27 protein-coding genes, 1 tRNA gene and 2 pseudogenes are annotated in these 25,360 nt (G+C 57.4%); 10 read left to right on the forward strand and 20 right to left on the reverse strand.

Going from position 1 to position 25,360, the window contains the following annotated elements:
- The first annotated feature begins 31 nt into the window (after window positions 1–31).
- Window positions 32–116, forward strand: a tRNA-Leu gene (locus PMI30_RS06960).
- A gap of 480 nt (window positions 117–596) precedes the next feature.
- On the opposite strand, the pseudogene PMI30_RS32205 reads toward PMI30_RS06960, so the two are convergent.
- Window positions 597–903, reverse strand: a pseudogene (locus PMI30_RS32205) (integrase); the annotation flags it as partial.
- 359 nt (window positions 904–1,262) lie between these two features.
- On the opposite strand from PMI30_RS32205, the gene PMI30_RS06955 reads away from it, so the two are divergent.
- Window positions 1,263–2,612 (forward strand): hypothetical protein, encoded by a 1,350-nt coding sequence (locus PMI30_RS06955; protein WP_008012825.1) that lies wholly within the window; start codon window positions 1,263–1,265, stop codon window positions 2,610–2,612.
- 57 nt (window positions 2,613–2,669) lie between these two features.
- On the opposite strand, the gene PMI30_RS06950 is transcribed toward PMI30_RS06955, so the two are convergent.
- Together PMI30_RS06950 and PMI30_RS06945 are read right to left on the reverse strand one after the other, a co-directional pair.
- Entirely contained in the window at window positions 2,670–5,255 is a 2,586-nt protein-coding gene (locus tag PMI30_RS06950) for a sialidase family protein (RefSeq protein ID WP_008012827.1), read from the reverse strand.
- A 259-nt stretch (window positions 5,256–5,514) separates the two neighbouring features.
- Complete coding sequence (locus PMI30_RS06945; protein WP_008012830.1) at window positions 5,515–6,591, reverse strand: nucleoside hydrolase; 1,077 nt, start codon at window positions 6,589–6,591, stop codon at window positions 5,515–5,517.
- A 190-nt stretch (window positions 6,592–6,781) separates the two neighbouring features.
- Here PMI30_RS06945 and PMI30_RS31795 point away from each other — a divergent pair.
- A pseudogene (locus PMI30_RS31795) lies at window positions 6,782–6,903 on the forward strand (inositol monophosphatase family protein); the annotation flags it as partial.
- Between the two features lie 120 nt (window positions 6,904–7,023).
- Here PMI30_RS31795 and PMI30_RS06940 read toward each other — a convergent pair.
- Window positions 7,024–7,860: an NAD(P)H-binding protein gene (locus tag PMI30_RS06940; protein WP_008012832.1), complete on the reverse strand. Its 837-nt coding sequence runs from the start codon at window positions 7,858–7,860 to the stop codon at window positions 7,024–7,026.
- A gap of 180 nt (window positions 7,861–8,040) precedes the next feature.
- On the opposite strand from PMI30_RS06940, the gene PMI30_RS06935 reads away from it, so the two are divergent.
- On the forward strand, window positions 8,041–8,706 hold the full coding sequence (locus PMI30_RS06935) for a TetR/AcrR family transcriptional regulator (protein WP_008012833.1): 666 nt from the start codon (window positions 8,041–8,043) through the stop codon (window positions 8,704–8,706).
- 24 nt (window positions 8,707–8,730) lie between these two features.
- Here PMI30_RS06935 and PMI30_RS06930 read toward each other — a convergent pair whose 3' ends face one another.
- The 8 genes from PMI30_RS06930 to PMI30_RS06895 form a co-directional block, all read right to left on the reverse strand.
- Complete coding sequence (locus PMI30_RS06930) at window positions 8,731–9,015, reverse strand: hypothetical protein (RefSeq protein ID WP_008012834.1); 285 nt, start codon at window positions 9,013–9,015, stop codon at window positions 8,731–8,733.
- Window positions 9,016–9,320: 305 nt separating this feature from the next.
- The gene (locus tag PMI30_RS06925) at window positions 9,321–9,551 is read right to left on the reverse strand and encodes a hypothetical protein (RefSeq protein WP_008012835.1); all 231 of its coding nucleotides are present in this window, start codon (window positions 9,549–9,551) and stop codon (window positions 9,321–9,323) included.
- Between the two features lie 378 nt (window positions 9,552–9,929).
- Window positions 9,930–10,187 carry a hypothetical protein gene (locus PMI30_RS06920; protein WP_008012836.1) on the reverse strand — a complete coding sequence of 86 codons (258 nt, stop codon included), beginning with the start codon at window positions 10,185–10,187 and terminating at the stop codon, window positions 9,930–9,932.
- Window positions 10,188–10,244: 57 nt separating this feature from the next.
- On the reverse strand, window positions 10,245–11,282 hold the full coding sequence (locus PMI30_RS06915) for a DNA topoisomerase IB (protein ID WP_008012837.1): 1,038 nt from the start codon (window positions 11,280–11,282) through the stop codon (window positions 10,245–10,247).
- A gap of 75 nt (window positions 11,283–11,357) precedes the next feature.
- Window positions 11,358–12,437, reverse strand: coding sequence for a molybdenum ABC transporter ATP-binding protein (gene modC, locus PMI30_RS06910; protein ID WP_008012838.1), 1,080 nt, complete (start codon window positions 12,435–12,437; stop codon window positions 11,358–11,360).
- Between the two features lie 3 nt (window positions 12,438–12,440).
- Window positions 12,441–13,121, reverse strand: coding sequence for a molybdate ABC transporter permease subunit (gene modB, locus PMI30_RS06905; RefSeq protein WP_008012839.1), 681 nt, complete (start codon window positions 13,119–13,121; stop codon window positions 12,441–12,443).
- Window positions 13,122–13,880, reverse strand: a complete 759-nt coding sequence (modA, locus tag PMI30_RS06900) for a molybdate ABC transporter substrate-binding protein (protein ID WP_008012840.1) — start codon at window positions 13,878–13,880, stop codon at window positions 13,122–13,124. It abuts the gene before it with no gap.
- Window positions 13,881–14,144: 264 nt separating this feature from the next.
- Complete coding sequence (locus tag PMI30_RS06895; RefSeq protein WP_008012841.1) at window positions 14,145–15,206, reverse strand: NAD(P)H-dependent flavin oxidoreductase; 1,062 nt, start codon at window positions 15,204–15,206, stop codon at window positions 14,145–14,147.
- Between the two features lie 160 nt (window positions 15,207–15,366).
- Between PMI30_RS06895 and acuI the strand changes: the two genes are divergently transcribed.
- Together acuI and PMI30_RS06885 are read left to right on the forward strand one after the other, a co-directional pair.
- Window positions 15,367–16,350 (forward strand): acrylyl-CoA reductase (NADPH), encoded by a 984-nt coding sequence (gene acuI / locus PMI30_RS06890; protein ID WP_008012842.1) that lies wholly within the window; start codon window positions 15,367–15,369, stop codon window positions 16,348–16,350.
- Window positions 16,351–16,410: 60 nt separating this feature from the next.
- A complete protein-coding gene (locus PMI30_RS06885) occupies window positions 16,411–16,899 on the forward strand; it encodes a GyrI-like domain-containing protein (RefSeq protein WP_008012843.1) in 489 nt (162 codons plus the stop codon).
- Here PMI30_RS06885 and ada read toward each other — a convergent pair.
- The 5 genes from ada to PMI30_RS06865 all read right to left on the reverse strand — a co-directional run bounded on the left by ada (window position 16,863) and on the right by PMI30_RS06865 (window position 20,033).
- Complete coding sequence (ada, locus tag PMI30_RS06880; protein WP_007900029.1) at window positions 16,863–17,936, reverse strand: bifunctional DNA-binding transcriptional regulator/O6-methylguanine-DNA methyltransferase Ada; 1,074 nt, start codon at window positions 17,934–17,936, stop codon at window positions 16,863–16,865. The two genes, PMI30_RS06885 and ada, sit on opposite strands and share 37 nt — an antisense overlap.
- 87 nt (window positions 17,937–18,023) lie before the next feature.
- On the reverse strand, window positions 18,024–18,704 hold the full coding sequence (gene alkB, locus PMI30_RS06875) for a DNA oxidative demethylase AlkB (RefSeq protein ID WP_008012845.1): 681 nt from the start codon (window positions 18,702–18,704) through the stop codon (window positions 18,024–18,026).
- Window positions 18,694–19,404: a 2OG-Fe(II) oxygenase gene (locus tag PMI30_RS06870; protein WP_008012848.1), complete on the reverse strand. Its 711-nt coding sequence runs from the start codon at window positions 19,402–19,404 to the stop codon at window positions 18,694–18,696. Before PMI30_RS06870 ends, alkB begins: the two co-directional genes overlap by 11 nt.
- Before the next feature lie 127 nt (window positions 19,405–19,531).
- Window positions 19,532–19,702 carry a hypothetical protein gene (locus PMI30_RS31555; RefSeq protein WP_162232616.1) on the reverse strand — a complete coding sequence of 57 codons (171 nt, stop codon included), beginning with the start codon at window positions 19,700–19,702 and terminating at the stop codon, window positions 19,532–19,534.
- Between the two features lie 28 nt (window positions 19,703–19,730).
- A complete protein-coding gene (locus tag PMI30_RS06865; RefSeq protein WP_007900033.1) occupies window positions 19,731–20,033 on the reverse strand; it encodes a DUF1883 domain-containing protein in 303 nt (100 codons plus the stop codon).
- A 212-nt stretch (window positions 20,034–20,245) separates the two neighbouring features.
- Between PMI30_RS06865 and PMI30_RS06860 the strand changes: the two genes are divergently transcribed.
- The gene (locus PMI30_RS06860) at window positions 20,246–20,602 is read left to right on the forward strand and encodes a hypothetical protein (protein ID WP_008012853.1); all 357 of its coding nucleotides are present in this window, start codon (window positions 20,246–20,248) and stop codon (window positions 20,600–20,602) included.
- Window positions 20,603–20,674: 72 nt separating this feature from the next.
- The gene (locus PMI30_RS06855; RefSeq protein ID WP_008012855.1) at window positions 20,675–20,905 is read left to right on the forward strand and encodes a hypothetical protein; all 231 of its coding nucleotides are present in this window, start codon (window positions 20,675–20,677) and stop codon (window positions 20,903–20,905) included.
- A gap of 157 nt (window positions 20,906–21,062) precedes the next feature.
- On the opposite strand, the gene PMI30_RS0129850 is transcribed toward PMI30_RS06855, so the two are convergent.
- Window positions 21,063–21,344 (reverse strand): lipoprotein, encoded by a 282-nt coding sequence (locus PMI30_RS0129850; RefSeq protein ID WP_032835965.1) that lies wholly within the window; start codon window positions 21,342–21,344, stop codon window positions 21,063–21,065.
- Window positions 21,345–21,483: 139 nt separating this feature from the next.
- Window positions 21,484–21,672, reverse strand: coding sequence for a hypothetical protein (locus tag PMI30_RS06850; protein WP_008012859.1), 189 nt, complete (start codon window positions 21,670–21,672; stop codon window positions 21,484–21,486).
- A gap of 281 nt (window positions 21,673–21,953) precedes the next feature.
- On the opposite strand from PMI30_RS06850, the gene galU reads away from it, so the two are divergent.
- Both galU and gorA read left to right on the forward strand, forming a co-directional pair.
- Complete coding sequence (gene galU / locus PMI30_RS06845; protein ID WP_007900040.1) at window positions 21,954–22,793, forward strand: UTP--glucose-1-phosphate uridylyltransferase GalU; 840 nt, start codon at window positions 21,954–21,956, stop codon at window positions 22,791–22,793.
- A 129-nt stretch (window positions 22,794–22,922) separates the two neighbouring features.
- On the forward strand, window positions 22,923–24,281 hold the full coding sequence (gene gorA / locus PMI30_RS06840) for a glutathione-disulfide reductase (RefSeq protein ID WP_008012862.1): 1,359 nt from the start codon (window positions 22,923–22,925) through the stop codon (window positions 24,279–24,281).
- On the opposite strand, the gene PMI30_RS06835 is transcribed toward gorA, so the two are convergent.
- Window positions 24,278–25,297, reverse strand: coding sequence for a DNA-binding protein (locus tag PMI30_RS06835; protein WP_008012863.1), 1,020 nt, complete (start codon window positions 25,295–25,297; stop codon window positions 24,278–24,280). The genes gorA and PMI30_RS06835 overlap by 4 nt on opposite strands.
- Window positions 25,298–25,360 lie beyond the last annotated feature (63 nt).

Below are 25,360 nucleotides of genomic sequence, written 5' to 3' on the forward strand. Positions count from 1 at the left end.
TTTTCGTGTCTAATCGCCGCCTGCTTGCACCGCCTCGATGGTGAAATTGGTAGACACATCGCACTTAAAATGCGCCGCCGAAAGGTGTACCGGTTCGACTCCGGTTCGAGGCACCATCACTCCCCGCACCGCTATCAGATACAGCCTCCCACCCAAAACCCCAAAACTGTCATCTGCGTCTAACGCACCATGGATGATTTTCGTGTTCGGCTTCGCATTTTTTTACCAATTTCAGCTCGTGGGCGCTTGGTAGCTCTTGGGAGCCGCCTGGTAGCTGCCACAAAAAGCCGCCAACATTCTTACCCTGCCCAGCTCAGCTCTCGCCATCCGCTGACTGCCCGGTAAGAATCGAGCTAAGTGATTGATTAGACAAGTTATTAAGCTCAGAAACACGGTCAAAAGCGTTGCTCAGCTCTCGACTGCTTTCACCTGCTGAAGTAGCCCACGGTGACTTAAAATCCCCCGCTCGTAAGGGCGTGCCGGTTCGATTCCGGCTTCGGGCACCATGAATATCAAGGGCTTGCGTGATAAACCTCACGCAAGCCCTTATTTTTTTCCGCGATAATAAAATCCTTTCCGCAATTCGCCGCCGTCGATCACTTTGTCGGGGTTACCTTCATGCCTTTGCGCATTCGAATGTACTGCTCAGTCATGCCGACGATTGTGTGTTTCCGGTTGATCGCGCGCTGCACGAATATTGCCTGTTGATTTCCTCCTTGTCCGTCGCAGCCTTCGCCCGTAAATCGCCGCATTTGAAATGCCTTGGGGGATGCAGTTTTTCGCGCCAATTACCAGTTCGCCGATGATCTCGATTCTGCGCTTTGCCCCTGCCTTTCCTTGCTGAACGAAAAGTTTTCCATCTTTTATGTCACGTTCGTCCGTCTTCGATGCATCGGCCGCCCTGGGGTCTTCGGCGGTCGCAAAAGTATTGATGTGAAAAGGATGGCACTTTTCTGGAAATGGCCTACACCTGAAAGCAAGGAAGAACGGCAAGAGATCGACAGGAGTCGATAGGCAGTATCCCTCGCATCCCCTGCGCACAATCCGTTTCCTCTCTTTTTATCATTCCGGGCAAATCGGCGGGGGGGATTGAGCGCATTCCTCCGGCGCTGCCGAGGAGGTAGAACACCCAATACCCGGTTCACCCGTGAAGCCGGTCTCGGCTATCAAACCGAGCCCCTGAACAAGAATAAAGGAAGCCCCGCATTGACGGGCAAAAGCCCAAACGATGCCAGGCGTTTTCGCTATCAAGGAGATCATCGATGAACCAGCCCCAAGGAAAGCTCACAGCATTCGCGGTGACAGCCGCGTTGTTCAGCGTCGCAGCCCAGGCCGGAACCTACCCTGACTATGGCTACGCACCACCCGACAGCTATACCGGCGCCAAATTCGTACTCAGCCAGAACTATCCCACCACACCGCCCAAAGGCCAGCTACCGGCGTTCTTCAAGAACCTGCCGGCCAAGCAGGACAATAATTTTGAAACCTGGCGTGCCTACATGGACGAAGTGAAAAACTATTGTCTGGAAGGTAATGTCGACGTTAATTGGGACGTCCAGAAAAACAAGGTTCGTCATTGGTATCATATGCCGTGGCAGCACTATGGCCCACTTGGGCGTGAGGGCATTCATGGCTTGACCAAGGAAGCACAGATTCAGAAGCAGCAACTGGCGCCTACCCAAACCGCCACCGGCCAGACGTATGCCGTGGGTATTTACAACGACATTGGCGCCTACACCATCGGCCAGGTCTGGAAAGACCCACAGAACCCTGATCCGAGCTACACCTCACAGCCCAAAAGCTTCGCCAACGGTACAGTCGTGTGCAAGGCACTGTTTGCCGACATCGACCGCAACACCGTGCCGTTCCTGGTCAATCCGGTTTTGTGGCAGGGCTATATCACGGAGACCTTCACGTCCGCCAAGCGCCAGGTGAAGGAAGTCGCCCTGATCCAGATGGACATCGCCGTGCGTGATACCCGCATGAGCGCTACCGGCTGGATCTTCGGCACCTTCCAGTACAACGGCGCCATGACCGGCAAGGCCGGTTGGGACAACCTGATACCGGTGGGGATCATGTGGGGCAACGATCCGAAAGAAACCGGCAATGACTTCACCAACCCGACACCGACCATCACCAAGATCAACACGGCGCTGCAACAGACCGCCATCAACACTAACACCAAGGAACTGCCGCCGACCCACCTGGGCTGGAACGGTCGCCTCAACGGTCCTGTGGACAATCCCAACAGCTCCTGCCAGAGCTGCCACATGACGGCCGAGTCACCGCAAGTGGCGATCATGAATCCGCTGTTCCAGAAAAATCCGCCAGCGGTGGGCTCGTCTAAATGGATGGAGTGGTTCCAGAACATCCCGGCAGGTCATCCGTTCACCCCGGGCAGCCAGAGCACGGATTTCAGCCTCCAGATGTCGGGCGGACTGGTGAACTTCTATCAGTGGAAGTGTGACATGAGCGGGATCTACGAGGACGGCTTCAACGCTTGTACGAAAATTGCCAGCATGAAGTCGAAGATGATGAAGTCCGGCAATGCGGCGCCGCAGCCGATGCAGCGAGTGATCCGCGATCCAAGCCTGGAACAACTGCTCGAGTAATATGCGACAACCTCCGGGCACTTGTTGCCCGGAGGCTTACTCACGCCATTGGCCGATTTAATATTCCCCTTTATCGTTCGAGGTGTTTGGCTGCTGCGTGCCCGTCTTCCCAACGGCGACTTTATTCTCAGGGTTGAGGGCGTATTTCAGGGCCCGTTTCTGCATGGTGCCGGCATCTGGATAACCTACGGTCTCCGGATTCCTGAAGCCGGTGGGGACAACGAAGTTGATCGTATGAGGTTTGGCCGTAGGAGGTTTGATCGCATCAAACAGGAAACTGAAACCTTGTTTCAGTACGGACTGGGCGATGCCGTGACATCCCATACAGCCGCCCATGGTCTCGCTTTGAATGTTGTGATCATAATCAGGCACCCTGATGTTCTTCATGTCGCGCGTATTGGTCAGGATGTGGTCTTTCGGAATGGGGAATGAGTTCCCCCCGCGAAACAGTTGAATCCCCGGCTGGCTGCTTTCGACCATGATATTGGCCAGGTAATAATCCGGGTCGGTTTCAATGCTCGACGGGATAGCCTGCACCCCTTTAAGCCGGTAGTACTTCCAGACCGAATTGTTGAATTCGCTGCTGTCGTTCATTAGCTGCTTGACCTGGTTGTTGACCGCAGTGACTTCGGAATAGATGGTTTGTGGTTGCACTACGCGTATCGGGCCGGCCTGCCCTTCATGGATCCCGTTGCTGCCGGAGTAGACGGGCGGATTAAGGTTCGAACCTACAAAATCGCTCTTGGGCAGGGTAACCTTATGGGTTGTAGTGCCGTCAGAGAAGGTAGCGACCGGTGGTTGCGTCGATAGGGGGTTGGCAATCTTGTCGTAGTTGGCCGGGTAGGTAATCTTGTTGTAGTTGGCGAAATAGTAGAGGCCAGTCGGCGAGTTACTGTCGGGCAATTGCAGGGAATCCTGCTGCTCGAAAGTGGCGAATATGAAGGTCGGGTAGTTGGGCGTCTTATGGATGATATGCAAGGCCACCAGAGCGTAGTCTTCATTGTACGCCACAGGCGCATCATCGCTGCCCTGATAGGTCACCACCGTCGCCGTATGGTAGCGCTTGCGCTGCATTTCCGGAATGTCTGCCAGCTTGCGCCATGCTGCCTTGACCTCCACCGCGCCGTCGGGCAGAACGATATGATCCGGGTAACTGCCGAGGCTTTTCGCATACTCGTAAACGACGGGATTCGCCTTGGCCTCAAACAGGATCTGGCTGTCTTTTGAAGGGGTATAGTCGGTCCCTGTCATTGCCGCTTGCGGAGGGTTGACCGGGAAAAATATAGCGTTTTGTCCTATTTGGGTCGCCTCGTCCAGATTGTTGTAATGAGCATAGCTGGCGCCTGATGCCAAAGGCGCACCGTTGGGGAACTCGATATAGCTGTATTGCGGGTCAGAAGCAAACGGACGCGTAGGGCCGCCTACGGGGTTTTGCTGTTTTTTATCCCCTGGAAACAACTCGGTGCGGTGGGCGAAGGTTTGCCACAACAAGGGGATGGAAGACGCCAAGGGGCTGGACGCCTTGCCCGAATCGGCAAAGCTGCTGCCTGGATTGCCGACGCCGCGGTTAGCTGGTAACGGAGTGTTGGCCGCATTGTTCAGTGCGATAAAACTCCGCCAGGCGAAGGTTGCATAGTCGGTATGGCTGAGGCCCGAAGCCAGATCCGCAGGTAGCTGCGGGTTGTCTGCGGTTAAATCGTTTGCGGTAATGGCATAGGAAACGCCCAGTCCCGACGGGTAGGCAGAATGCCCGGGGAAACTCTTGGAGAAATACGGACTCCAGTTAAGCCCATCCTTTGAATAAAAAGTATTGGAGCTGCTACTGATGAACACGCGCTCGCCGATCATCGTTGCACTGTTCAGAAACGTCTTGCTGGTTATACCCGCCAAGTCTTTCTTCACGCCCCATTGGCGGGCCCGGTCGTAAGTGCGTGCGAATTGGCCGCCATTATAAAGAGAGTAATAGACCCATAAATTACCGTTATAGACGACGGGAACCAAATTCAGAATCGTGTCGGCGCCTTCCTGGAACGCTACATTTTCCCGGTCCCACAGAACGCCGTCATTCGAGGTGACATAGTAAACAGCTTTACCTGCGTTTTCGTTATAAAAGACAAACAATTGCCCGTTATACACGACAGGTTTGTTATTGATGGCCCTATGGAGGGCGGTATCGACAAGATTAACCTTGGACCAAGCGACGCCGTCTTCGGAGCTGATGGTCTTTAAGTGACGACTCTGGGCATCGGCAAAGGTCAATACCAGTTTTTGCTTGAATACGGTAACGGAGACATCACCCAAGATGCTATCCACTGCGAGGGGTTTTGGGGTGGACCAGCTTTTTCCCTCCGCTGAAGTGGAAAAATAGATATGACTTTGATCATTGTTGTTGGACCAAAACATATAAATTTTGCCCTTGAACGACTGCACCACGGGTGTATATAATCCTGTGGGGCGGAATGGCACCATGCTCGTCGAAGAAGGCTTATCGCCTGGGGTATCTGGACTGTCAAAGACATCGACTGCGATCCCCACACCTTGTTGGGGCGTCGCGATGATCACGCTCTCCGCATAAGCCGATGAGACTGCCAATAAACCCCATAGGCACAGCATCAGACGGCTAAGTATCGCTTTAACGTTCATATATCCATTCCTTTGAATGATTTGCTACTACGGGCCGTGGGTGCGCCCTGACAGATGTAGTTGTTCCATTGCTGAAGCGCGATCTGCATTCGCAGCGAGATGTCCGGGTTCAATAGGTTTGCATTCCCCTCCGTTGTAATTCATGGGATAGCGTGTGAACTGGAAGTCATTGACTGCGTTGCGATAGGCAAGCTTCCTCGGAATGGCGACGTCATCGGCAAAGGCCGATGACGTCAATCACGCCAAGAATAGAGGGTATTCACTCATCTGCCGCTACCGCCGTTGCGTTGGCCATGTTTTCGGCGGTGGCTTCGGCCGAGTTCCCTGCAATGGTGTTTAGATAAAGTGCCCTGACGAACCCGGGTGCGGTTCCTAGGGCAACGTCGACCGGAGCGCCAGAGTTATCCGGCACCAACTTCCCGCTTGTATCCTGTTCTTCGTTTAGCTCCTGTTCTACCTGCAGGCCATAGCGGGTAAATTGGATAAGCTGAGGGTCGGTTACCGCGATGGCCGCCAATGGATCCCAAAAATACAGATAGGTGCCGATACCGGGCGCGATGGTCGAGCTTTGCAGCACTTGTGTGAGGAATTGAGCAATCGGGTTGGAAATGCGGGAGAGTTGGCGCAGGAAATCCTGCGTAATGGGGATCTGGTTACATGCGTTTAGCGCAACCAATTGCACTGGGATCCCGCCATTAAAAACATATTGAGCAGCAAGCGGATCCAGGAAGATGTTCCATTCGGCAACATTGTTGGTGTAGTAGGGGGTGTCACCCAGAGCGTCAATAATATTGCCGGCCGCGCCGGGCTGGGCGTATTGCGGCAACAAATTGCCCCCCATCATAACGATGCGGTCTATTTTGGTGAGCAACAAGTCTTGCAATGCGTCGTCGGTTTCAGCTTGCTGGAACAAATGCCCCCACGTCGTACCGCCGCCTATCATTAATACGGTAAAATTATGATCGGCATTTTCCAGTGTTTCCCTTAAGAAAGCGACCGCATCTGTTCGCGCGGGATTCAGGTTTGTTCGCGGAAACGGGGCGTCGTAATGTTGATCCGATGCCTGGCGTGTTTCAAAGGGAAAGGTATTGCTGTACACCATGGGGCGCTGAAAACCAGCGGCGACGGAGATGCGCTCTATCTCAGGGTCATCGAACAGCGTGAGGAAGTTACTGATGTTTTCAACGCCGTGACTTAAGTGAACAGCGCCCACCCCCGTCACTGTGATGCCTTCGACCTTTACCGCGTGATGCTTTAGCAAATACGAGATGGCCATGTAGTCGTCGAAATCGACATCGGTATCTATGAGTAGGTGTGTGAGGGGTTGTACAGACATATGGTCAGCCTCCTGGCTAATGAAGAATTTACGTCCGATGTCAAGTATAGGAAAAATCACCCAGTTCGCCCAAAGATAGTAGACGCCTGTTTAATATCGTCTAGTGGTCTGAGCGATTAATCTATTTATTTACTTATAACGATATGCTATGGATTCAGTGTGATGGATTTATTATGTGCATCACTATTGAGTTGTGGACTCTAACGATGGCACAAGTGATTTTCTGAAGGGATTGAAGGGGTCTGCTTTATCGGTGGGGCTACTGCATAAAGCGATCCCGGTGCTGGGGTTGTATATGCACCTGCCACGCCAACTGAAAGACAAGCCCTTGGTGCTTACCCACCATATCTATCAAAGGCCCGCATGAGAAAATTCATGCAGGCCTTTGTCGTTTCTGTCTCGTAATTTCTGCCAGGCTCCACCCGCTGCGATTCAACCCTCACCGCCCCAAACACCCGTAGCCGCCGTGCGCCGAACATAATCGGTGAAGTCCCGCGCGGGCCGGCCCAGTGCGCGCTGTACACCGTCGGCAATCGGGGTGTTGCGACCATCGAGCACCGTTGTGAAGAGATACAGCACCAGGTCGATCAGCTGAGCGGGCAATTGCTCCTGTTCCAGCGCCTGGCGATAGGCTTGCGGCGGTACGGCGATGAACTGGATATCACGTTGGGTCTCGCGGGCGATTTCATTGACGGCTTCGGCAAATGTCAGCGCTCGTGGCCCTGTCAGTTCATAGAGCTGGCCTGAATGGCCGGGTTTGGTCAGCGCCTCGACGGCGATTTCGGCGATGTCTTCTACGTCGACGAAGGGCTCTGCGATATTGCCGACGGGCAGTACCAGTTCGCCCTGAAGAATCGGCTCCAGAAAGTGCGCCTCGCTGAAGTTCTGGCTGAACCAGCTGGCACGCAGGATAGTCCAGTCGACGCCGCTGTTTTGTATGACACGCTCCGCTTGTTCCGCTTCGACTTCACCGCGTCCGGACAGCAGGACCAGTTTGCTGACGCCGCTTTTGACTGCCAGATCGGTGAACGCCTGAACGGTTTCGACAGCGCCTGGGACGGCGAGGTCTGGCTGATAGGCGATGTAAACGGCGTGGATTCCATCCAGCGCGGCATCCCAGGTGGCTCTATCGTCCCAGTCGAAGGCTGGATTCGCCGCGCGCGATCCCTGGCGTATGGGGTGTCCGGCAGTTTTTAGTCGTTGGGTGATCCGCCGCCCGGTTTTGCCGGTGGCGCCGAGGATCAGGATTGTGTCTTGGGCAGTCGTCATCGCGTTCATCTCCATCGGTTAATGTGAGTGATGCTCACGTTTAAAAGATGATAAACGCTCATGTTCTGCCGTCAACCGACAACATCGAAGAAGCCGACGTATGGCTACTGCCTATTGGGCGCGGTGGTAGGCGGTGCTAAGGTGAGTCCTTGTCATGTTTATTAATCGGGAAATCCGCCAGTGCAAAAGAAAGCAGCCGCTGGGCTCGAACAATCTGTTTCAGAGCAGACCCGACGCAACCCCACGCAGCAACGCAGCCGCGAGCGTCAGGAGCGAATCCTGGGCGTGGCGACTCAACTGATCGCGACCAAGGGCAGCGATCAGGTGAAGATGAGCGAAATCGCCGAACGTTCGGAGATTTCGATCGGCTCTCTGTATCAATATTTTCCCGATAAGAGTTCGATCATCCGCACGCTGGCCGAGCGCTATAACGCCGAGAGTCGTCGCTGTATCGAAGGGGCACTGGCTGCGGTCGAGGATGCGCAAGGATTGCGCGAAGCCTATTCGGACTTGCTCGATCAGTATTACGAGATCGTCCTGGCTACGCCTGCGATGCGGGATATCTGGTCCGGCATGCAGGCGGACAAGCAGCTTCTGGCGCTGGAGCTGGAGGAGAGTCGTGTCGCCGGCGGTTTGTTGGCCGATGCGATGCTGCGGGTGTTTCCCGGCAGCGATGCGCAGCAAGTAACCGATGCAGCCTTTTTGATCTGGCATCTGGGTGAGGCGACCATGCGATTGGCCATCTCTTGCGCGCCCGACGAGGGCCGGCGCCTGGTCGAGGCGTTCAAGCGCATGTCGCTGGGTGAAATCATGGCACCGGCGACCATGAGTACGTTCGAGTCATAAACCGGGCGGGGCCAAGCGTGTCAGCTACACGAATGGCTGGCCGGTAAAACCTCGTGGCAGTCTTTGCAACCCGGGCATTTCGATCAGCCGTTGGGTCCAGGCTGCGCGCCAGTCATTGGCGGTGTGGGTGGCTTTGGCCTTGCGCGCGGCCCGACGTGCAGCGTTGCGTTCGGCTTTGCGCGCTTCTTTGAACGCATCGGTGTTGCGGCAGCTTCTGCATTTCACGCGGGTCAGTATGCTGCTTGAGGTCAGGTTGCTGCCTTTGTGTCCGCAGGCCAGGTGCCCGCCGACTTTGAAGTGAGTGACCATGGGACATCTCCTTCGTGATGTGTAATCGTTCGACAGGCGGGCGAGGGCGTTCGTTCGCTCTATACAGCAGGCAAAAAAAGGCCCGCATGCGGGCGGGCCAATGGGCATTCTTGAAAAGGAGTGGATGCACTGTAGGGGGGGAGTTGTGAAGGCGGTGTGAAATGGGAAAGGGCTTAAACAAAAAAGCCCGGCAAACCTGGCCGGGTGGGTGTGTAGCGCAGACAGGGATAAGCCTGGTGACGATGATGTCACCGATCAGGCGTCCTGACTCAGGCTCTGTCCCTGGTTTGAGTACCGTGGTCGACTCATCTGAAGCGAGGCAGCGGCGGCTCGACAGGTTTGAGTGAAGAGAGCGCGCTGCGAATCTGCGGCGTGTCTTTCTCGATGTCGTTCAGACGATCGCGAATCCTGAGGGCTGTCGGATGCCCCCCTTGATTATCAACCCAATCGGCGATTTCCTTGCACGCGGCGGCAAGGCGCGCCTGACGGGAGTCAAGCAGGGTGAGCAGGGTGGTGATGGACTCTTTCTCGGACATGACATACACCTCCGTTCAAAGAAATCGGGTAAAGGGCAACAAAAAGCCCGCGGGGAGCGAGCTTTCTGCCGATGGGTCGCTGATCCTTCAGCTCCTTTGAGTATAGACCCGGAAATAAAACAGGTCAGCTTCAGGCTTGCTGCCGGTCAGTCAAGTCAAGGCGCCAGACACAAACCTGTGGCGAGGGGGCTTGTCGGAATGCCGCATCACCCCGTTCGGCTGCGAAGCAGTCGCAATTCGGTGCATGCGGTGTGCCTGGCAAAACAGGATTGCAGGTTTTAGGACTGCCTCGCAGTCCAACGGGGGCAAGCCCCCTCGCCACAGAAGCCTCTCGCCGCAGGTTCTTCGCTTGGCATGTCCTTTTCTTGACTGACTGGCTCAGGCTTGCTGGGGCTTCGGCGAGCTGACCGCGTTAAGCCGCCGACATTCGCGCGCGGCGTCCTCTTCAAGATCGAAGCCGTCACCGATGAAGCCACGGGTGCGGGTATCGGTAATGCGATACCAGATGGCAGCATCGGGTGGTGGGTGATCGGGCTCTCCGGCCCGGCGGCCATGAATGATGATCTTGTTGCAGCGTTTCACAACGAAAATGTCTTCCATGGCGTCACCGAAGCTATTCGTATTCAGATCAAGCATAGAAGCCCTTTGAAATCACGCCGGTCAGTTCGTCGGTTTGTTCGCCTCGAAGAGGTCCTACGGTGTTTCGGCCGTTTCGATAAGCTTTTCGAGAAACACAGCCAGCGCGACTTCTTCGGCCCTGAGCCTTTTACGTCCCCTCGATCGCGGCAGTTCGGCCAACGCCCCCTGCATGAAACCATCGACGACGGCCGGGTGGATGTAGCACTTGCGGCAAACCGCCGGGGTATTGCCCAACTGCCGGGCGACATTCTTGACCATTTCCACCACATGCCGCTTCGCGTCGGCTTCCGATTCCCACTGCAACTCGCGCAACACCGCCAATGCCAGTGCGCTGCCGGCCCAGGTGCGGTAGTCCTTGGCGGTGAAATCGGCGCCGGTCAGCGTCTGCAAGTAGGCGTTGACGTCGGAGGAACTGATGGTGTGCCGCTCGCCGTTTTCGTCCAGATACTGAAAGAGGTTTTGCCCGGGAATTTCCAGGCAACGCTTGATGATCCGCGCCAGCCGCCGGTCTTTTACGGTGATCTGGTGCTCGATGCCGCTCTTGCCGCGAAACTGGAACAGGATTGCGCTGCCGTTTACCTCGACGTGACGACTGCGCAGGGTCGTCAGGCCGTAGGAGCGATTGTCCCGGGCGTATTGCGTGTTGCCGACCCGGATCAGTGTCGCATCGAGCAAGGTAATCACCGTGGCCATGACCTTGTCGCGGCTGAAACCGGGCGCGGCCAGCAGTGTTTCCAGTTGTTTGCGAAGTTTCGGCAGGGCCAGGCCGAAGTCCCGCAAGCGCGAGTATTTGTCGGCATCGCGCACTTCCCGCCAGCGCGGGTGATAACGGTATTGCTTGCGGCCACGAGCGTCGCGGCCGGTGGCTTGCAGATGGCCGCGCGGGTCGGGGCAAATCCATACATCGGCGTAGGCGGGCGGCACCGCGAGTGCGTTGATGCGTTTGATTTCATCCGGATCGGTGATGCGCTGGCCCGTCGAGTTGAAGTAGCAAAACTTGCCGCGCAGGAGCTTGCGGGTGATGCCGGGCTGGCTGTCATCGACGTAATGCAGGTCGGGCGGCAATCCGTCGGGCAATGCAGTGTCTGGCATGGCGGCTCATCCTGGGCGGCGAATCATGGGGCGTTAAGCCATTGACCGCGCGCCAACGTCGGGGTGCCGACGGATTCAGGCCAGCACCGCCACCGCTTTGATTTGCGCCCAGAGTTGCTGTCCGGGGTGCACGCCCAATTGATCCCGGGAATAACGGGTGATCCGCGCCAGTAGCGGTGTACCGGCCGCGTTCAGGCGGATCAGTACGTGAGCGGCGTTATCTGCACCGATTTCGCTGATCACCGTGACTGGCAGACGATTGAGAATGCTGCTTTGTTCGGCGCCTTGCAGGCTTAGGCTGACATCCCGCGCCTGGACCTTGCAGCGCAGTGCCTGGCCTTCAGCCATCGGCGAATGAGCGACTCGAATGCTCAGGTCCGTGTTGGGTAGTTGCAGGGTCAACAACTGATAGTCGGCGTCATAGGTGCTGACGTGCCCTTCGATCACCACGCCGGCGTCGTCGCCCAGCGCCAGCGGCAGATCGAGCCGGGCCAGGGTTTCGCCGATGGGGCCGCTGGCCAAAGCCTTGCCATTGCTGAGCAGAACGAGGTGGTCGGCGAGCCGCGCGACTTCATCCTGAGAATGGCTGACGTACAGCACGGGGATGTCCAGCTCATCGTGCAGCCGTTGCAGATACGGCAGGATTTCGTTTTTACGCTGGGTATCGAGTGCCGCCAACGGTTCGTCCATCAGCAGTAGTTTCGGGCTGGTGAGCAGGGCGCGAGCGATGCCGATCCGCTGGCGCTCACCGCCAGAAAGGTTCTGCGGATCACGGCCCAGCAAATGGCCAATCCCCAGCAACTCAGTGGCATGCGCCATGTCGACTCGGCGCTGTTGGCGGGGAATACGCCTGAGGCCGAACTCCAGATTGGCCCGCACCGATAAATGTGGGAACAGGCTGGCTTCCTGGAACACGTAACCGAGGGCGCGTTTATGCGGCGATACGAAAATCCCCTTGTCGCTGTCTTCCCAGACTTCATCGTTGACCTGAATAAAACCCTGCTCGGCCTGTTCCAGACCGGCGATGCAGCGCAGGCACGTGGTTTTGCCCGAGCCGGAATGGCCGTAAAGTGCCGTCACTCCGCGGCCGGGCAGTTGCAGGTCCACATCCAGGGAGAATCCCGAATAGTTCAGTTTCAAGCGCGTGTGAATCATCGATCAGCTCCAGACCGCTTTGGTTTTACGGCTGGAGTAGAGCGCCAGCAATACTGCAAACGAGAACACTAGCATTGCCCCGGCCAGCCAATGAGCCTGGGCGTATTCCATGGCTTCGACGTGATCGTAGATCTGCACCGAGACCACGCGGGTCTTGTCGGGAATGTTGCCGCCGATCATCAGTACAACGCCGAACTCGCCGACGGTGTGGGCGAAACCGAGAATGGCTGCGGTGATGAAACCAGGGCGGGCAAGCGGCAGAACGACACTGAAGAACGTGTCCCAAGGATTGGCGCGCAAGGTTGCAGCCACTTCCAGTGGGCGAGTGCCAATGGCAGAAAAAGCATTTTGCAGCGGCTGGACCACGAACGGCATCGAGTACAGCACCGAGCCGATCACCAACCCCGCAAAACTGAAGGTGAGGGTGCCGAGCCCCAGCGATTGGGTGAAGTGGCCGACCCACCCGTTAGGACCGAGCGCGAGCAACAAGTAAAAGCCGATCACCGTGGGCGGCAGCACCAGGGGCAGGGCGACGATCGCCCCGATCGGGCCGCGCAGCCAGGAGCGGGTGCGCGACAGCCATAACGCAATCGGAGTGCCAATGATCAGCAGGATGGCCGTGGTCAGGGACGCCAGTTTCAGGGTCAGCCAGATCGCGGAATAATCGGCACTCGATAGCGTCATTTAGAGTTGGTAACCGTAGGATTTGATGACAGCGGCGGCTTTCGGACCTTTGAGGTAGTCAACCAGTGCCTGGGCGGCCGGGTTGTCCTTGCCCTTATTGAGGATCACCGCGTCTTGTTTGATCGGATCATGCAGATCGGCCGGAACGATCCAGGCCGAACCGCTGGTGACTTTGCCGTCTTTGTAGATCTGCGACAAGGCCACAAAACCGAGTTCGGCATTGCCGGTGGACACGAATTGGTAGGCCTGGGTGATGTTCTGGCCTTCAACGATCTTGTCTTTGACCTTGTCGGTCAGGCCTTGCCTGGCCAGCACCTGAGTGGCGGCCAAGCCATACGGGGCAGCTTTCGGGTTGGCGATGGACAGATGCTGATACTGATTGTCGCTCAGAACTTTGCCCTTGGCGTCGACGTAACCTTCCTTGGCCGACCACAGCGCCAAGGTGCCGATGGCGTAGGTGAAGCGCGAGCCTTTGACCGTGTCGCCTTCGGTTTCGAGTTTTTTCGGGGTGGTATCGTCTGCCGAGAGGAACACTTCGAACGGCGCACCGTTTTTGATCTGGGTGTAGAACTGGCCGGTTGCACCAAAGGAGGTGACCAGTTTGTGCCCGGTGTCTTTCTCGAAATCGGCCGCAATGGCCTGGATTGGCGCGGTGAAGTTGGCAGCAACGGCGACCTGGACTTCATCCGCCTGGGCGGACCCGAAAGCGAACACGATGAACAGGCACGCGGGGGCAAAACGTGAGGCACGAATGGTCATGGAACGGCTCCGTGGTAGGCGAGATGAAACGCTATATATCGGAATATATAGCGAATTGCCTGTAAACGGAACTTGTTGGATGCAGAGAGCAGGTTTGGCACCGGATTTGTGGTGAGGGCGCTTCCTGTGGCGAGGGGGCTTACCCCCGTTGGGTTGCGAAGCAGCCTCAGAATCTAGAAGTTATCGTAGATTTTGCGAGTGCTACGCACTCGAACGGGGGCTAGCCCCCTCGCCACAGGAAGCCCGCTCCCACAGGTTTTGTGCCTAGTGAGTCAATTTGGCCAACGCCTCATCCGCCAACCGCCGGGTCAGCTCTGCCGAAGTCATTTCAACCCCCAACGTGAACGCCTGACCGGCCCAAAGGCTGCTGAAATCCGCTTCCCCCTTGGCCCGCAGCGGCATCAACGCACCGCCCGCCAGGGGAAACGCCGGCGCCTTGGCGCTCATCGGCCCCAGTTCACGCATCACCCGATTGAGAATCCCGCGTGCCGGGCGGCCGGTGAAAATATTGGTAACCGCCGTTTCGCTTTCCTTGGCCGTTCGCAACGCCTTTTGGTGAGAAGCGCTGACCTTGGCCTCCGGCGTGAACAAATAAGCCGTACCCACCTGGACCGCCGAAGCGCCCAGCAGAAACGCCGCCGCGACACCCCGCGCATCGCCAATCCCGCCCGCCGCAATCACCGGCACATTCACCGCATCGACAATTTGTGGCACCAGGGCAAAGGTCCCCACTTGGCTGCTCAGGTCATCACTGAGGAACATCCCCCGGTGGCCGCCGGCCTCGTAACCCATGGCGATGATCGCGTCGCAGCCATGTTGTTCCAGCCAGACGGCTTCTTCGACCGTAGTCGCCGAGGAGAGGATTTTCGCCCCGGTGGCTTTTACCCGATCCAACAGAGACTTTTCCGGCAGGCCAAAGTGAAAACTCACCACTGCAGGACGAAACTCTTCGATCACTTCGCAGGCCGTATTATCGAACGGAGCGCGATTGCACACCGGCGTCGGCGCGTCGAAATCGACCCCCAGTTCCCGGTAATACGGTTCCAGCAGATTTTTCCAGTCCCGAGCGCGTTGCTCATCGGGTGCCGGAGGTTGATGGCAGAAGAAATTCACGCTGAACGGGCGCTGGGTCTGTTGGCGAATCGTTTTCAGCTCCTCGCGCAACTGCTCGATGCTCAGCATCGCGGCGGGCATCGAGCCCAGGCCGCCAGCGTTGCTCACCGCAATCACCATGGCCGACGTCGTCGCGCCGGCCAAGGGGCCCTGGATGATCGGCAGTTCGATCCCGAGCAGGTCAAGAATGCGGGTGTCTGGCCATTGACTCATGTGCAGTGTTCTCCGACGTCGGTAGAAGCGAATTTGTATCAGCAATGACTGACCCAAGGCCAGTCGAGTTTGAGGATTGGCTTAAAGTCGGCTACGGCGATGTGCTTTCATGTGCTATTTCAACAGCACGACAACTGAGTGATTCCATCGGGAGGCAGTGATGTTCAAAGGCATTTTGATCGACAAGGACGACAACGGTTACCGGGCCACCTTGCAAGAGATCAGTGACGATCAATTGCCTGAAGGCGATGTGACGGTGCGCGTGGCGTACAGCACGCTGAACTTCAAGGATGGCCTGGCGATCACCGGTAGCAGCCCGGTGGTGCGCAAATTCCCGATGGTGCCGGGGATCGATCTGGCGGGCACTGTCGAAGTCAGCGGTCATCCGGACTACAAGGTCGGTGATCAAATCCTGCTCAATGGCTGGGGTGTGGGCGAAGGACATTGGGGCGGATTGGCGCAGAAAGCTCGCCTGAATGGCGACTGGCTGATCCCGTTGCCCAAAGCATTCACCGCCGCGCAAGCGATGGCCATCGGCACGGCCGGTTACACGGCGATGCTGAGCATCCTGGCGCTGGAGCACAACGGCGTGACCCCCGATCAAGGCGAAGTGCTGGTGACGGGCGCCAATGGTGGCGTAGGTAGTTTCGCCATCGCGCTGCTGAGCAAACTCGGCTATCGCGTGGTGGCGTCCACCGGCCGCACCGCCGAGCACGACTACCTCAAGCAATTGGGTGCCAGTGAAATCATCGATCGCGCCACGTTGTCGGAGCCGGGCAAACCATTGGCCAAGGAACGTTGGGCTGCAGTGATCGATTCGGTCGGCAGCCACACGCTGGCCAATGCTTGCGCAAGCACTCGGGCCAACGGCACTGTCGCTGCCTGCGGTCTGGCACAAGGCATGGACTTTCCAGCCTCCGTCGCGCCGTTCATTTTGCGCGGTGTGACCCTGGCCGGCATCAACAGCGTGACCCAACCCAAAGCCAGGCGGATACTGGCCTGGAATCGCCTGGCCAAGGATCTGGACTTCGCCTTGCTGCCGCTGATCAGTCACGAAATCGGCTTGAGTGAAGCCATCGACGCGGCGCCGCGCTTGCTCGCCGGCCAATTGCGCGGTCGGGTGGTGGTCGACGTCAATCGTTGATCATTGATCGTCTCGGCGCCAATCAAACAGACAAACTGTAGAAACAAGGAACTAGCGACAATGGATGTAAAGCTGCGTGAAGTGCTGCCCTTTAGCGTCTCGGGATTGCAGGTGCGAACCCTTAATGCCGCAGAACAGCAGCCAGATACCGCGCGTATCGGCCCTATGTGGGAACAATTTTTCGTTGAGGACGTTTTCGACAAGATCGCCCACAAACAGCCGGATTCCTTTATGTACGGCGTCTATTCCAACTACGAGTCCGACGCATCGGGCCACTTCGATGTAACCGCGGGTGCTGCGGTCACTGCGCCCTCCGAGGACTTTGCGCAGATTCAGATTGAGGGCGGCGATTACCTGGTGTTCAGTGCCAAAGGGCCGATGCCCGACAGCGTCATTCAGACGTGGGGCCTGATCTGGGCTTACTTCGAGGATAACCCGCAAGTTCGCCGCAAGTTCGCCACGGACTTCGAGGTCTACACCGGTCCGGAGTCCGTGGCGGTCTACATCGGCATTCAGGACTCAGCCGCGTTTTCGCGTTCCAGCAACTGACGCTTGCGCTCCACGCCCCAGCGATAGCCCGACAGGTTGCCGTCGCTGCGCACCACGCGATGGCAAGGGATCGCCACCGCCAGGCTGTTCGCGCCGCAGGCCTGAGCCACGGCGCGTACGGCTTTGGGCGCGCCGATGCGCTGAGCGATATCGGCATAACTGGCGGTGCTGCCAGCGGGAATCTCCCGCAGGGCTTGCCACACCCGCTCCTGGAACGCCGTGCCGCGTACGTCCAGCGGCAAGTCCAGGCCAAGCGCCGGGGCTTCGATAAAGCCCACCACTTTAGCGATCAACTGCTCGAACTCATGATCGGCACCAATCAGGTTGGCGCGCCGAAACTTGTCCTGCAGATCACAGACCAATTGATGCGGATCGTCCCCCAGCAGAATCGCGCAGACGCCGCGCTCACTTTGCGCCACCAGAATCGCTCCCAGAGAGCACTGGCCGACGGCAAAACGAATGTCGTTGTTCTGCCCGGCCGCGCGGTAATCGCCAGGTTTCATGCCCAGCAGTTGATCGGCGGCCTCATAGAAACGGCTGTTGGAGTTGAATCCGGCGTCATACAGCGCGTCGGTGACCGTGCCGCCGTCCGCCAGGCGTTCGCGAACCTTGCGTGAGCGATGGGCAGTGGCGTAACCCTTGGGCGTCAGGCCGGTGATGGCCTTGAACACGCGATGGAAGTGGAAACTGCTCAGGCCGGCAGCGTCCGCCAGTTCATTCAACGCCGGTAGCGTCTCGGCGGATTCAATGTGACGGCATGCGGCGGCCACGGTCGTGGCGTGTTGTGCGGCGACGTCGCTTTGATCCTTCGCGGCCCGTTTGCTGGGACGATAACCCGCTGCCTGGGCTTGCTCGGCGGTGTCGAAGAATTCGACATTCTGCGGCTTCGGCAAACGTGCCAGGCTGCTGGGGCGGCAGTAGATGCCGGTGGTTTTCACCGCATACACAAACTGCCCGTCGGCGCGGGGATCGCGCGCGACCACGGCGGCCCAGCGAGGATCGTTCTCGGTGGCGATTTTTGTCGATTGAGTTGTCATGGCTTCATCTCCGTTGACCCGTTTCATGCAGATTAACCAGCCGACAGAGGCGCCACACTCCGGGTCTTGCGGTTGAATTCAACGGTTTCATCCCGCGGTACGAAAGGTGAAGTTGATCCGTTGTTCGCCCAACTGAGGGTGATAACCCTCCTTGATCGGTAATATGCCGTGATAACGCAAACGATCCACGCCGCCCCACACCACGATATCGCCATGCAACAGCGGCACCCGCTGACTTTTGGCACTGCGTTCGAAGCCACCGAACAGGAACGTCGCCGGCAACCCCAAGGACACCGACACAATGGGCGCCGCGTAGGAATCTTCGTTTTTGTCCTGATGCAACGACATCCTGGCACCGGGAATATAGCGGTTGATCAGGCAGGAATCCGGTACGAAATCGATAAACCCTGCCTCTCGCGCCGCCGCTTGCGCCAACTCGAAAAACACCTTAGGCATTTCCGGCCAAGGGTCGCCAGTCTGCGGATCATTGCGGGTGTATTGGTAGCCGCTGCGGTCGGTGGTCCAGCCCCAGGTGCCGCAACTGCTCAGTGCAACCGACATGGTAAAGCCGCCGGGCGTGACCATCTGCCGAAAGGGCGCGGCCGCCAGAACCGACTCCAGGGCCGGTAGCAACCGCTCGAGCCAAGGCAGGGCGAAGCCTCTGAGAACGTAGGATTGTTCGCCGATTTGCTCGCGCCTGGGTTGTTGCTCGGGTTCGGCGTCGGCAAACAGATCGAAGGTGATCGGGCTCATGGGGTCATAGCGCATCGTGAAAGATGATTCCAAGGGTATGCCGTTTTCCACTGTGCAGGCGACTCACCCCGTGACGCATGGTCACTCGGTAATAGCCGCGAACGCCTTTTACCGGGCGCTGATTCACGGCAAAAATCAACGCGTCGCCTTTCTTCAGATCGATGACTTGCGGGCGCGACTGCATCCGTGGACGTTGTTCAGTCAGCACAAATTCACCGCCGGTGAAATCCTCGTTCGGTTCTGACAGAAGAATCGCTACTTGCAGCGGGAAGACGTGTTCGCCGTACAGATCCTGATGCAGACAGTTGTAGTCCTGAGGCCCATATTGCAGCAACAAAGGTGTCGGGCGTTCCTGACCGGCGGCATGACAGCGTTGCAAAAATGCTTCGTGTGATTCGGGGAAACGGGTCGGCAGGTCCATGCATTCGTACCAGCGATTGGCGATCGGAACCAGTCGAGGGTAGAGCGCGCTACGCAACCGGGCCACCGGATCCGGCAGCGGGTACTTGAAGTACTTGTACTCACCACGGCCAAAACCATGGCGAGCCATCACCACTTTCGAGCGAAAGGGTTCGGGCCGGTCGTACAGGGCGCTTACTTCATCGCAAGTCTCATGGCTTAAAAACGATCTGATGACTGCGCAGCCGTCCTGATCGAGTTGCTGCGCAAGCGCGCCCCAGTCGAGGGCATCGTGGTGAATAGGGTCGGTAAACAAGGGTTCTGCCTCCTTGACCAAAAGGTCGAGGCGGCCAGTTTAGTGAGCGTTGCGGGAGTGGACACTCCGGCGCTTGCGGTCGAATTCGAAAGGGGAGCAGACGTCCATGTTGTCGCTCCAGATCGCTTTACAGCGCTTTGCTCACGCTGATCTCGCTGATGACATCTTCAGTCTGGCCATGAATAACGTCCAGTGCAGCCTTGGCTTCTTCTTCGGTGCCGTTTTCCAGCTGGGCGAATTCGAAGCGGCGCTCGCCGTTGAGTTTGTATTTGATGACGTACTTGGTCGTCTGGGCCACGGTCATACCTGCCTGTTTTGGTGTGGGCTCAGCTCAGTTTCGAGCTGGAGCGGCGGATGATTTTGATCGAGTGGGTCAGGGTCGGTTTGCGGGTCACGCTGATCGGCCGGCGATTGACCGTGTCGATGGTGATGTTCCAGAAACCGGTGCTTGGCGCAGTGATGCGGGCCGGGAAGGTGTCGAATGCGCCGCCGTGGTAAGTATGACGGCCGCCATTCTTGAAGCTGCGGAAGTTAGCGTCATTCATCAAGCGGATGTTGCACATTTGGGAGCACTGGATGACGACGATGTCGTCTTCGTTGAGGTGCTCGCGCTGGTGGATAAATTTCATGAGGCGCCTCCAGAAGGGCTTTTTCTACAAAATCAAAACGATAGCATGGGCGATTGGCGCAGTTTATCAGCCCGAACAGGTTATTATCCGGCTGTCGGGGTCCGCTTTGACAATTAAAAACAGTTATTCGGAATTCTATGAGCGATAAAAGCAATGAGCCTCGGAGAAAAACAGTATTTGTGCTGTCGGAGGGTCTTTATCGGAGGTTTTGTATGAAGTGGGGTGTTCTGGTCGTGCCGTTTGCATTGGCAGTGGGTGGATGTGCGACTGTCTCGGACATCAATGAGTCGCTGCCTACTATGAGCGTGATTTCAGGCAAGAAACCCCATGAGTACGCGCAGTGCCTGGTCGAGAAACTGGCCGATAGCCGTGGAGCCCTGCAAGTCGAGCCGCAGAAGGACGGTGTGCGGGTTATCGTGCCGCAGAAGTTCTCGTCGGGGCCGGCAGCGGTGTTTGACATCGAAGATCGCTCCGGCGGCAGCAGCATCAAGCTGCATGAACGCATCTCCAATGTGCCATTGCGCCCATGGGATGTGCGCAATGCCGCCACCGCGTGCATTTCCGGCTGATAAACTACCCCCAGTCAGCATCGATGCCGTCAAAGTCGCGCTTTGACGGCATTGTCATTTCTGGAGTCAAGCATGAAGCGAGAGCAGGTGCGGGAGCGCCACGCAGAGGGTCATATCTGTGCCACCCACGTGATTCAGAACCCGGCGAATCCGGGGGAGTGGATCGTGTTTTTCAAGAAAAGCGCCGGGCGCAGTTTTTTCCTGGTGGATGACAACGATGAAGTCGAGTCCTTCAGTCGCCTCGACGATTTAATCGAGACCGTGCGCGGGCTCGGGATCAAATTCGCCGAAATCCATATGTAGGGGCAGCGAGAAACCTGTAGGAGCGAGGCTTGCCCGCGAAGAACGATGACGCGTAATACCTGAAAAAACGCGGTGCATTCTTCGCGGGCAAGTCGGATCGCCGCACCGCTCGCTCCTACAAGATTTGTGTAGCTCAAGTTTCTCGACATGGGGAGAGTTACTTGCAGACCACCACCACGCTGCGGTTTTTGTAGTTCCCGACGTCGGCCCCCAGGGTCTTGTCGCTTTCCTTGGTCGAAGGTGTGCCGTCGGTACCGACAATTCGATAGCCGGTGCCGGCGCACGAGGCATCGGCTTTTTCGTAGCAACTGGCCCAGGCGTTGGCTTCCCCGGAGCAATCGATGCTCAGGCCTTGCTCGCCATTTTTCAGGTAAGTCGTCTCAGACGTGGCACACCCGCTCAGGGCCAGGACTGCGATCAGTGGCAAAAATTTATTCATGTCGTGATGGTCGTCAGTGATGGTGGCTAAAAGCTGTGACCGCGGCGGCATCGAAAGGTTATAGCCAATGGCCATTTCTTTGCAGGCAATCACAAAAAAGCCCTGCGCAAAGGCAGGGCTGCGTCATGTCAGGCTCAGCTCAAGGCTTGTCCTTGCCACGCCGCTTGGGGGCTGCGGGTTGATCTTGCAACACCGATGCCACTTCGATCGCCAACGCTTCCGTAGGGAACGGCCCGGCAATATTCTCGCCGCCGACGCTGTCTACCCACCACTGGCCGTCTTTCGCCTGATTGATCAGGTACCCGTTAACGCTTTTTGCTGCCGACATCTATCTGCCTCGTTGGCTGGTTCAATCGCACAATGATAGCGCCAAATGCCCTCAACAGGTGCCGATGGGTGTAGGGTGGGGCAGATTGCCTTTCGGCTGATGGTCATGCAGATCTGTCGATCTCTGCTATCTATAAGAGGTTGTGCAATGTATCTGCGGAACTATCCATCAGAATATTTCTCTATGATGGCATCGGTTAGCCAGTGCAGGGCATTGTAAGGTGCCCGCCGCCTGATTAGACTGCGCCGAAACTCGAACACACAGCCCTTTCAAGGACTTATATGATCAAGAAATGCTTGTTCCCAGCAGCCGGTTACGGTACTCGCTTCCTGCCAGCGACTAAAGCCATGCCCAAAGAAATGCTGCCGGTGGTAAACAAGCCACTGATCCAGTACGGCGTCGAAGAAGCACTGGACGCCGGGTTGACCGAAATCTCCATCGTCACCGGTCGCGGCAAGCGTGCTCTGGAAGACCACTTCGACATCAGCTACGAGCTGGAAAACCAGATCAAGGGCACCGACAAAGAGAAATACCTGGTCGGCATCCGCAAGCTGCTCGACGAGTGCTCCTTCTCCTACACTCGCCAGACCGAAATGAAAGGCCTGGGCCACGCGATTCTGACGGGTCGTCCGCTGATCGGCGACGAACCGTTCGCCGTGGTGCTGGCGGATGACTTGTGCGTAAACCTGGAAGGCGACGGCGTACTGACCCAGATGGTCAAGCTGTACAAGCAGTTCCGCTGCTCGATCGTTGCCATTCAGGAAGTCGACCCGCAAGAAACTCACAAGTACGGTGTGATTGCCGGTGAGATGATCCGCGACGACATCTACCGCGTTCACAGCATGGTTGAAAAACCAAAGCCTGAAGATGCGCCGTCGAACCTGGCGATCATCGGTCGCTACATCCTGACCCCGGACATCTTCGACCTGATCGAACAAACCGAGCCAGGCAAGGGCGGCGAAATCCAGATCACCGACGCCCTGATGAAGCAGGCACAAAACGGCTGCGTCATGGCCTACAAGTTCAAAGGCAAGCGTTTCGACTGCGGTGGCGCCGAAGGCTACATCGACGCGACCAACTTCTGCTTCGAGAACTTCTACAAGACTGGCAAGGCTTACTGATAGCGCCTGAGCTGCTTGTATTGAAAAGCCACCTTCGGGTGGCTTTTTCATTTTCCGGCCCCACATAGTTTGCAAAGCTTGCCCAAAGGCCGCCCGCAGGTATGCTGGTGGCCTGCCGAGGAGATAGAAATGGCCTACGATTTTGACCTATATGTGATTGGTGCCGGTTCCGGCGGTGTGCGGGCTGCGCGGTTTGCGGCCGGTTTTGGTGCGAAAGTCGCCGTGGCCGAGAGCCGTTATCTGGGCGGTACGTGTGTGAACGTCGGCTGCGTGCCGAAAAAATTGCTGGTCTATGGCGCGCACTTCGCCGAAGACTTCGAGCAGTCGCAAGGCTTCGGCTGGACCCCGGGTGAGGCGAAGTTCGACTGGGCGACGCTGATTGCCAACAAGGATCGCGAGATTAATCGCCTGAACGGCATCTATCGCAATCTGCTGGTCAACAGCGGCGTGACCTTGCATGAAGGCCACGCGAAAATCGTCGATCCGCATACCGTCGAGTTCGATGGCAAACGCTACACGGCCAAGAACATTCTGATCGCTACCGGTGGCTGGCCGCAGATTCCTGAGATTCCGGGGCACGAGCACGCGATCAGTTCCAATCAGGCATTCTTCCTTAAAGAGCTGCCAAAGCGCGTTCTGGTGGTCGGCGGTGGTTACATTGCGGTGGAGTTTGCCGGGATTTTTCACGGGCTGGGTGCCGAGACCACGCTACTGTATCGCGGTGATCTGTTCCTGCGTGGCTTCGACAGTGCGGTGCGCAAACATTTGCAGGAAGAGCTGACCAAGCGCGGCATGGACCTGCAATTCAATGCCGATATCGAGCGCATCGAAAAGCAAGCCGATGGCAGCCTGAAAGCCACTCTCAAGGATGGTCGTGTACTGGAGGCGGACTGCGTGTTCTACGCTACCGGTCGGCGTCCGATGCTCGACAATCTGGGGCTGGAAAACACCGGCGTCAAACTCGACAAGAAAGGTTTTGTCGAGGTCGATGAGCAGTATCAAACCGCTGAATCGTCGATCCTGGCCCTTGGCGATGTGATCGGTCGGGTACAGCTCACGCCGGTTGCGTTGGCCGAAGGCATGGCCGTGGCGCGGCGTTTGTTCAAGCCTGAGCAATATCGCCCGGTGGATTACAAGATGATCCCGACCGCCGTGTTCAGCTTGCCGAACATCGGCACTGTCGGCCTGACCGAGGAAGAAGCGCTAGAGGCCGGGCACGATGTGGTGATCTTCGAAAGCCGTTTCCGGCCGATGAAGCTGACCCTGACCGAATGCCAGGAACGGACCTTGATGAAGCTGGTGGTGGACGCCAAGACCGACAAGGTCCTGGGCTGCCACATGGTCGGTCCAGAGGCTGGCGAGATCGTTCAGGGGCTGGCGATTGCGCTGAAGGCGGGCGCGACCAAACGTGATTTCGACGAAACCATCGGCGTGCACCCGACGGCCGCCGAAGAGTTCGTCACCATGCGCACGCCAGTCGCGAGTTAATCGTCCTTGCGCGAGGCTGATGCGTCTGGCGCTGTCGCAACGACAGCCGCCAGGCGCACGCTTTCATCCAGGCTTGCCTGCAACTTGATCAGTTCAACTTCCAACGCTTTGTTGATATGCGACTGCTCGTCGATGTTCTGCTTGAGTGACTGACTTTCCAGCAGGGCAATGCGCAAGCGTTCCTGGAGGAGGGTGCGCTCGCTGTCGATCCGGTTGACCTGTTCCAGCAGCTGATCCTGTCGGCTGTTGGTGTGCTTGAGCTGCTCTTGCGACAGGCTCAACTCTCGCAGTGTTCCACGGTTTTCCGTCAGTAAGCGCTCGTTGTCACGATGCAGCTGGGTGATTTCATCCTGACGAATCAGTGCGCTCTGCTGCGCCTGACGCAATTCCATCTGAAGCTGCTGCACCTGACCTTCGTGACGACGCTGTTCCTGCTCGCGCTGGTCTTTGACGGCGTTGCGGTAGTGTTCCAGCGCCTCACGGGCGTGCAGGTGCTTTTCTTCCAGCGAGCGGATCTGCTCGTCCTTGTCCTGCAAGCGTAATTCGAAATCTGCCAGCGCCTGATTCAGTCCGGCGTTGCGGGTTTGCTCGGTCTGCAGCATGGAGCGGGTGTCTTGCAGTTCTGCCGACTCCTGGGTGAGCGCCAGGCTTTGAATTTCGTATTGCTGGTGCAGTTCGATATTGGCCTCGCGGGCCTCGTGCAACTGGGTTTCCAGCTCTTTTCGTTGTTGCTCGAACTGTGCGCGTGCATGGTCGATGGGTTCTTGCGCCTGTTCTTTCAGGCGTTGCGCCAGGCGCGACACCAGGCTTGTCAGCTCATCGTCTATAGGCTCGGAAGGCGCTTGCTCGGGCTCGGCGCCGTCGTCGAGCTCCTTCATATAACGATGGATCGTGGTTTTTGAACCGGTATTGCCCATCTCGATCCGCACCGCGTCGATGCTCGGGTGTTCGCCCCGGGCGAGGATTGCCAAGCGTGCCGCCTGCACCAGTGCCTTGTTTACGCCGCCACGTGCCATGTGTTCTCCTACGATTTGATACTGTGGTACGTACCACTAATATGCGCAATGTACCACGGCACT

Source organism: Pseudomonas sp. GM50, assembly GCF_000282375.1.
Lineage (GTDB): Bacteria > Pseudomonadota > Gammaproteobacteria > Pseudomonadales > Pseudomonadaceae > Aquipseudomonas.

What these genes read in the sequence shown, in the direction of transcription:
- PMI30_RS06940 (WP_008012832.1), bottom strand. Translation starts at nt 7,860, where the DNA reads ATGACGACTGCCCAAGACACAATCCTGATCCTCGGCGCCACCGGCAAA.
- PMI30_RS06950 (WP_008012827.1), bottom strand. Translation starts at nt 5,255, where the DNA reads ATGAACGTTAAAGCGATACTTAGCCGTCTGATGCTGTGCCTATGGGGT.
- gorA (WP_008012862.1), top strand. Translation starts at nt 22,923, where the DNA reads ATGGCCTACGATTTTGACCTATATGTGATTGGTGCCGGTTCCGGCGGT.
- modC (WP_008012838.1), bottom strand. Translation starts at nt 12,437, where the DNA reads ATGATTCACACGCGCTTGAAACTGAACTATTCGGGATTCTCCCTGGAT.
- ada (WP_007900029.1), bottom strand. Translation starts at nt 17,936, where the DNA reads ATGACAACTCAATCGACAAAAATCGCCACCGAGAACGATCCTCGCTGG.
- galU (WP_007900040.1), top strand. Translation starts at nt 21,954, where the DNA reads ATGATCAAGAAATGCTTGTTCCCAGCAGCCGGTTACGGTACTCGCTTC.
- PMI30_RS06835 (WP_008012863.1), bottom strand. Translation starts at nt 25,297, where the DNA reads ATGGCACGTGGCGGCGTAAACAAGGCACTGGTGCAGGCGGCACGCTTG.
- PMI30_RS06860 (WP_008012853.1), top strand. Translation starts at nt 20,246, where the DNA reads ATGAAGTGGGGTGTTCTGGTCGTGCCGTTTGCATTGGCAGTGGGTGGA.
- PMI30_RS06955 (WP_008012825.1), top strand. Translation starts at nt 1,263, where the DNA reads ATGAACCAGCCCCAAGGAAAGCTCACAGCATTCGCGGTGACAGCCGCG.
- PMI30_RS06920 (WP_008012836.1), bottom strand. Translation starts at nt 10,187, where the DNA reads ATGCTTGATCTGAATACGAATAGCTTCGGTGACGCCATGGAAGACATT.
- PMI30_RS0129850 (WP_032835965.1), bottom strand. Translation starts at nt 21,344, where the DNA reads ATGAATAAATTTTTGCCACTGATCGCAGTCCTGGCCCTGAGCGGGTGT.
- modA (WP_008012840.1), bottom strand. Translation starts at nt 13,880, where the DNA reads ATGACCATTCGTGCCTCACGTTTTGCCCCCGCGTGCCTGTTCATCGTG.
- PMI30_RS06945 (WP_008012830.1), bottom strand. Translation starts at nt 6,591, where the DNA reads ATGTCTGTACAACCCCTCACACACCTACTCATAGATACCGATGTCGAT.
- PMI30_RS06895 (WP_008012841.1), bottom strand. Translation starts at nt 15,206, where the DNA reads ATGAGTCAATGGCCAGACACCCGCATTCTTGACCTGCTCGGGATCGAA.
- PMI30_RS06865 (WP_007900033.1), bottom strand. Translation starts at nt 20,033, where the DNA reads ATGAAATTTATCCACCAGCGCGAGCACCTCAACGAAGACGACATCGTC.
- modB (WP_008012839.1), bottom strand. Translation starts at nt 13,121, where the DNA reads ATGACGCTATCGAGTGCCGATTATTCCGCGATCTGGCTGACCCTGAAA.
- PMI30_RS06855 (WP_008012855.1), top strand. Translation starts at nt 20,675, where the DNA reads ATGAAGCGAGAGCAGGTGCGGGAGCGCCACGCAGAGGGTCATATCTGT.
- PMI30_RS06885 (WP_008012843.1), top strand. Translation starts at nt 16,411, where the DNA reads ATGGATGTAAAGCTGCGTGAAGTGCTGCCCTTTAGCGTCTCGGGATTG.
- PMI30_RS06850 (WP_008012859.1), bottom strand. Translation starts at nt 21,672, where the DNA reads ATGTCGGCAGCAAAAAGCGTTAACGGGTACCTGATCAATCAGGCGAAA.
- PMI30_RS06925 (WP_008012835.1), bottom strand. Translation starts at nt 9,551, where the DNA reads ATGTCCGAGAAAGAGTCCATCACCACCCTGCTCACCCTGCTTGACTCC.
- acuI (WP_008012842.1), top strand. Translation starts at nt 15,367, where the DNA reads ATGTTCAAAGGCATTTTGATCGACAAGGACGACAACGGTTACCGGGCC.
- PMI30_RS06915 (WP_008012837.1), bottom strand. Translation starts at nt 11,282, where the DNA reads ATGCCAGACACTGCATTGCCCGACGGATTGCCGCCCGACCTGCATTAC.
- alkB (WP_008012845.1), bottom strand. Translation starts at nt 18,704, where the DNA reads ATGCGCTATGACCCCATGAGCCCGATCACCTTCGATCTGTTTGCCGAC.
- PMI30_RS06930 (WP_008012834.1), bottom strand. Translation starts at nt 9,015, where the DNA reads ATGGTCACTCACTTCAAAGTCGGCGGGCACCTGGCCTGCGGACACAAA.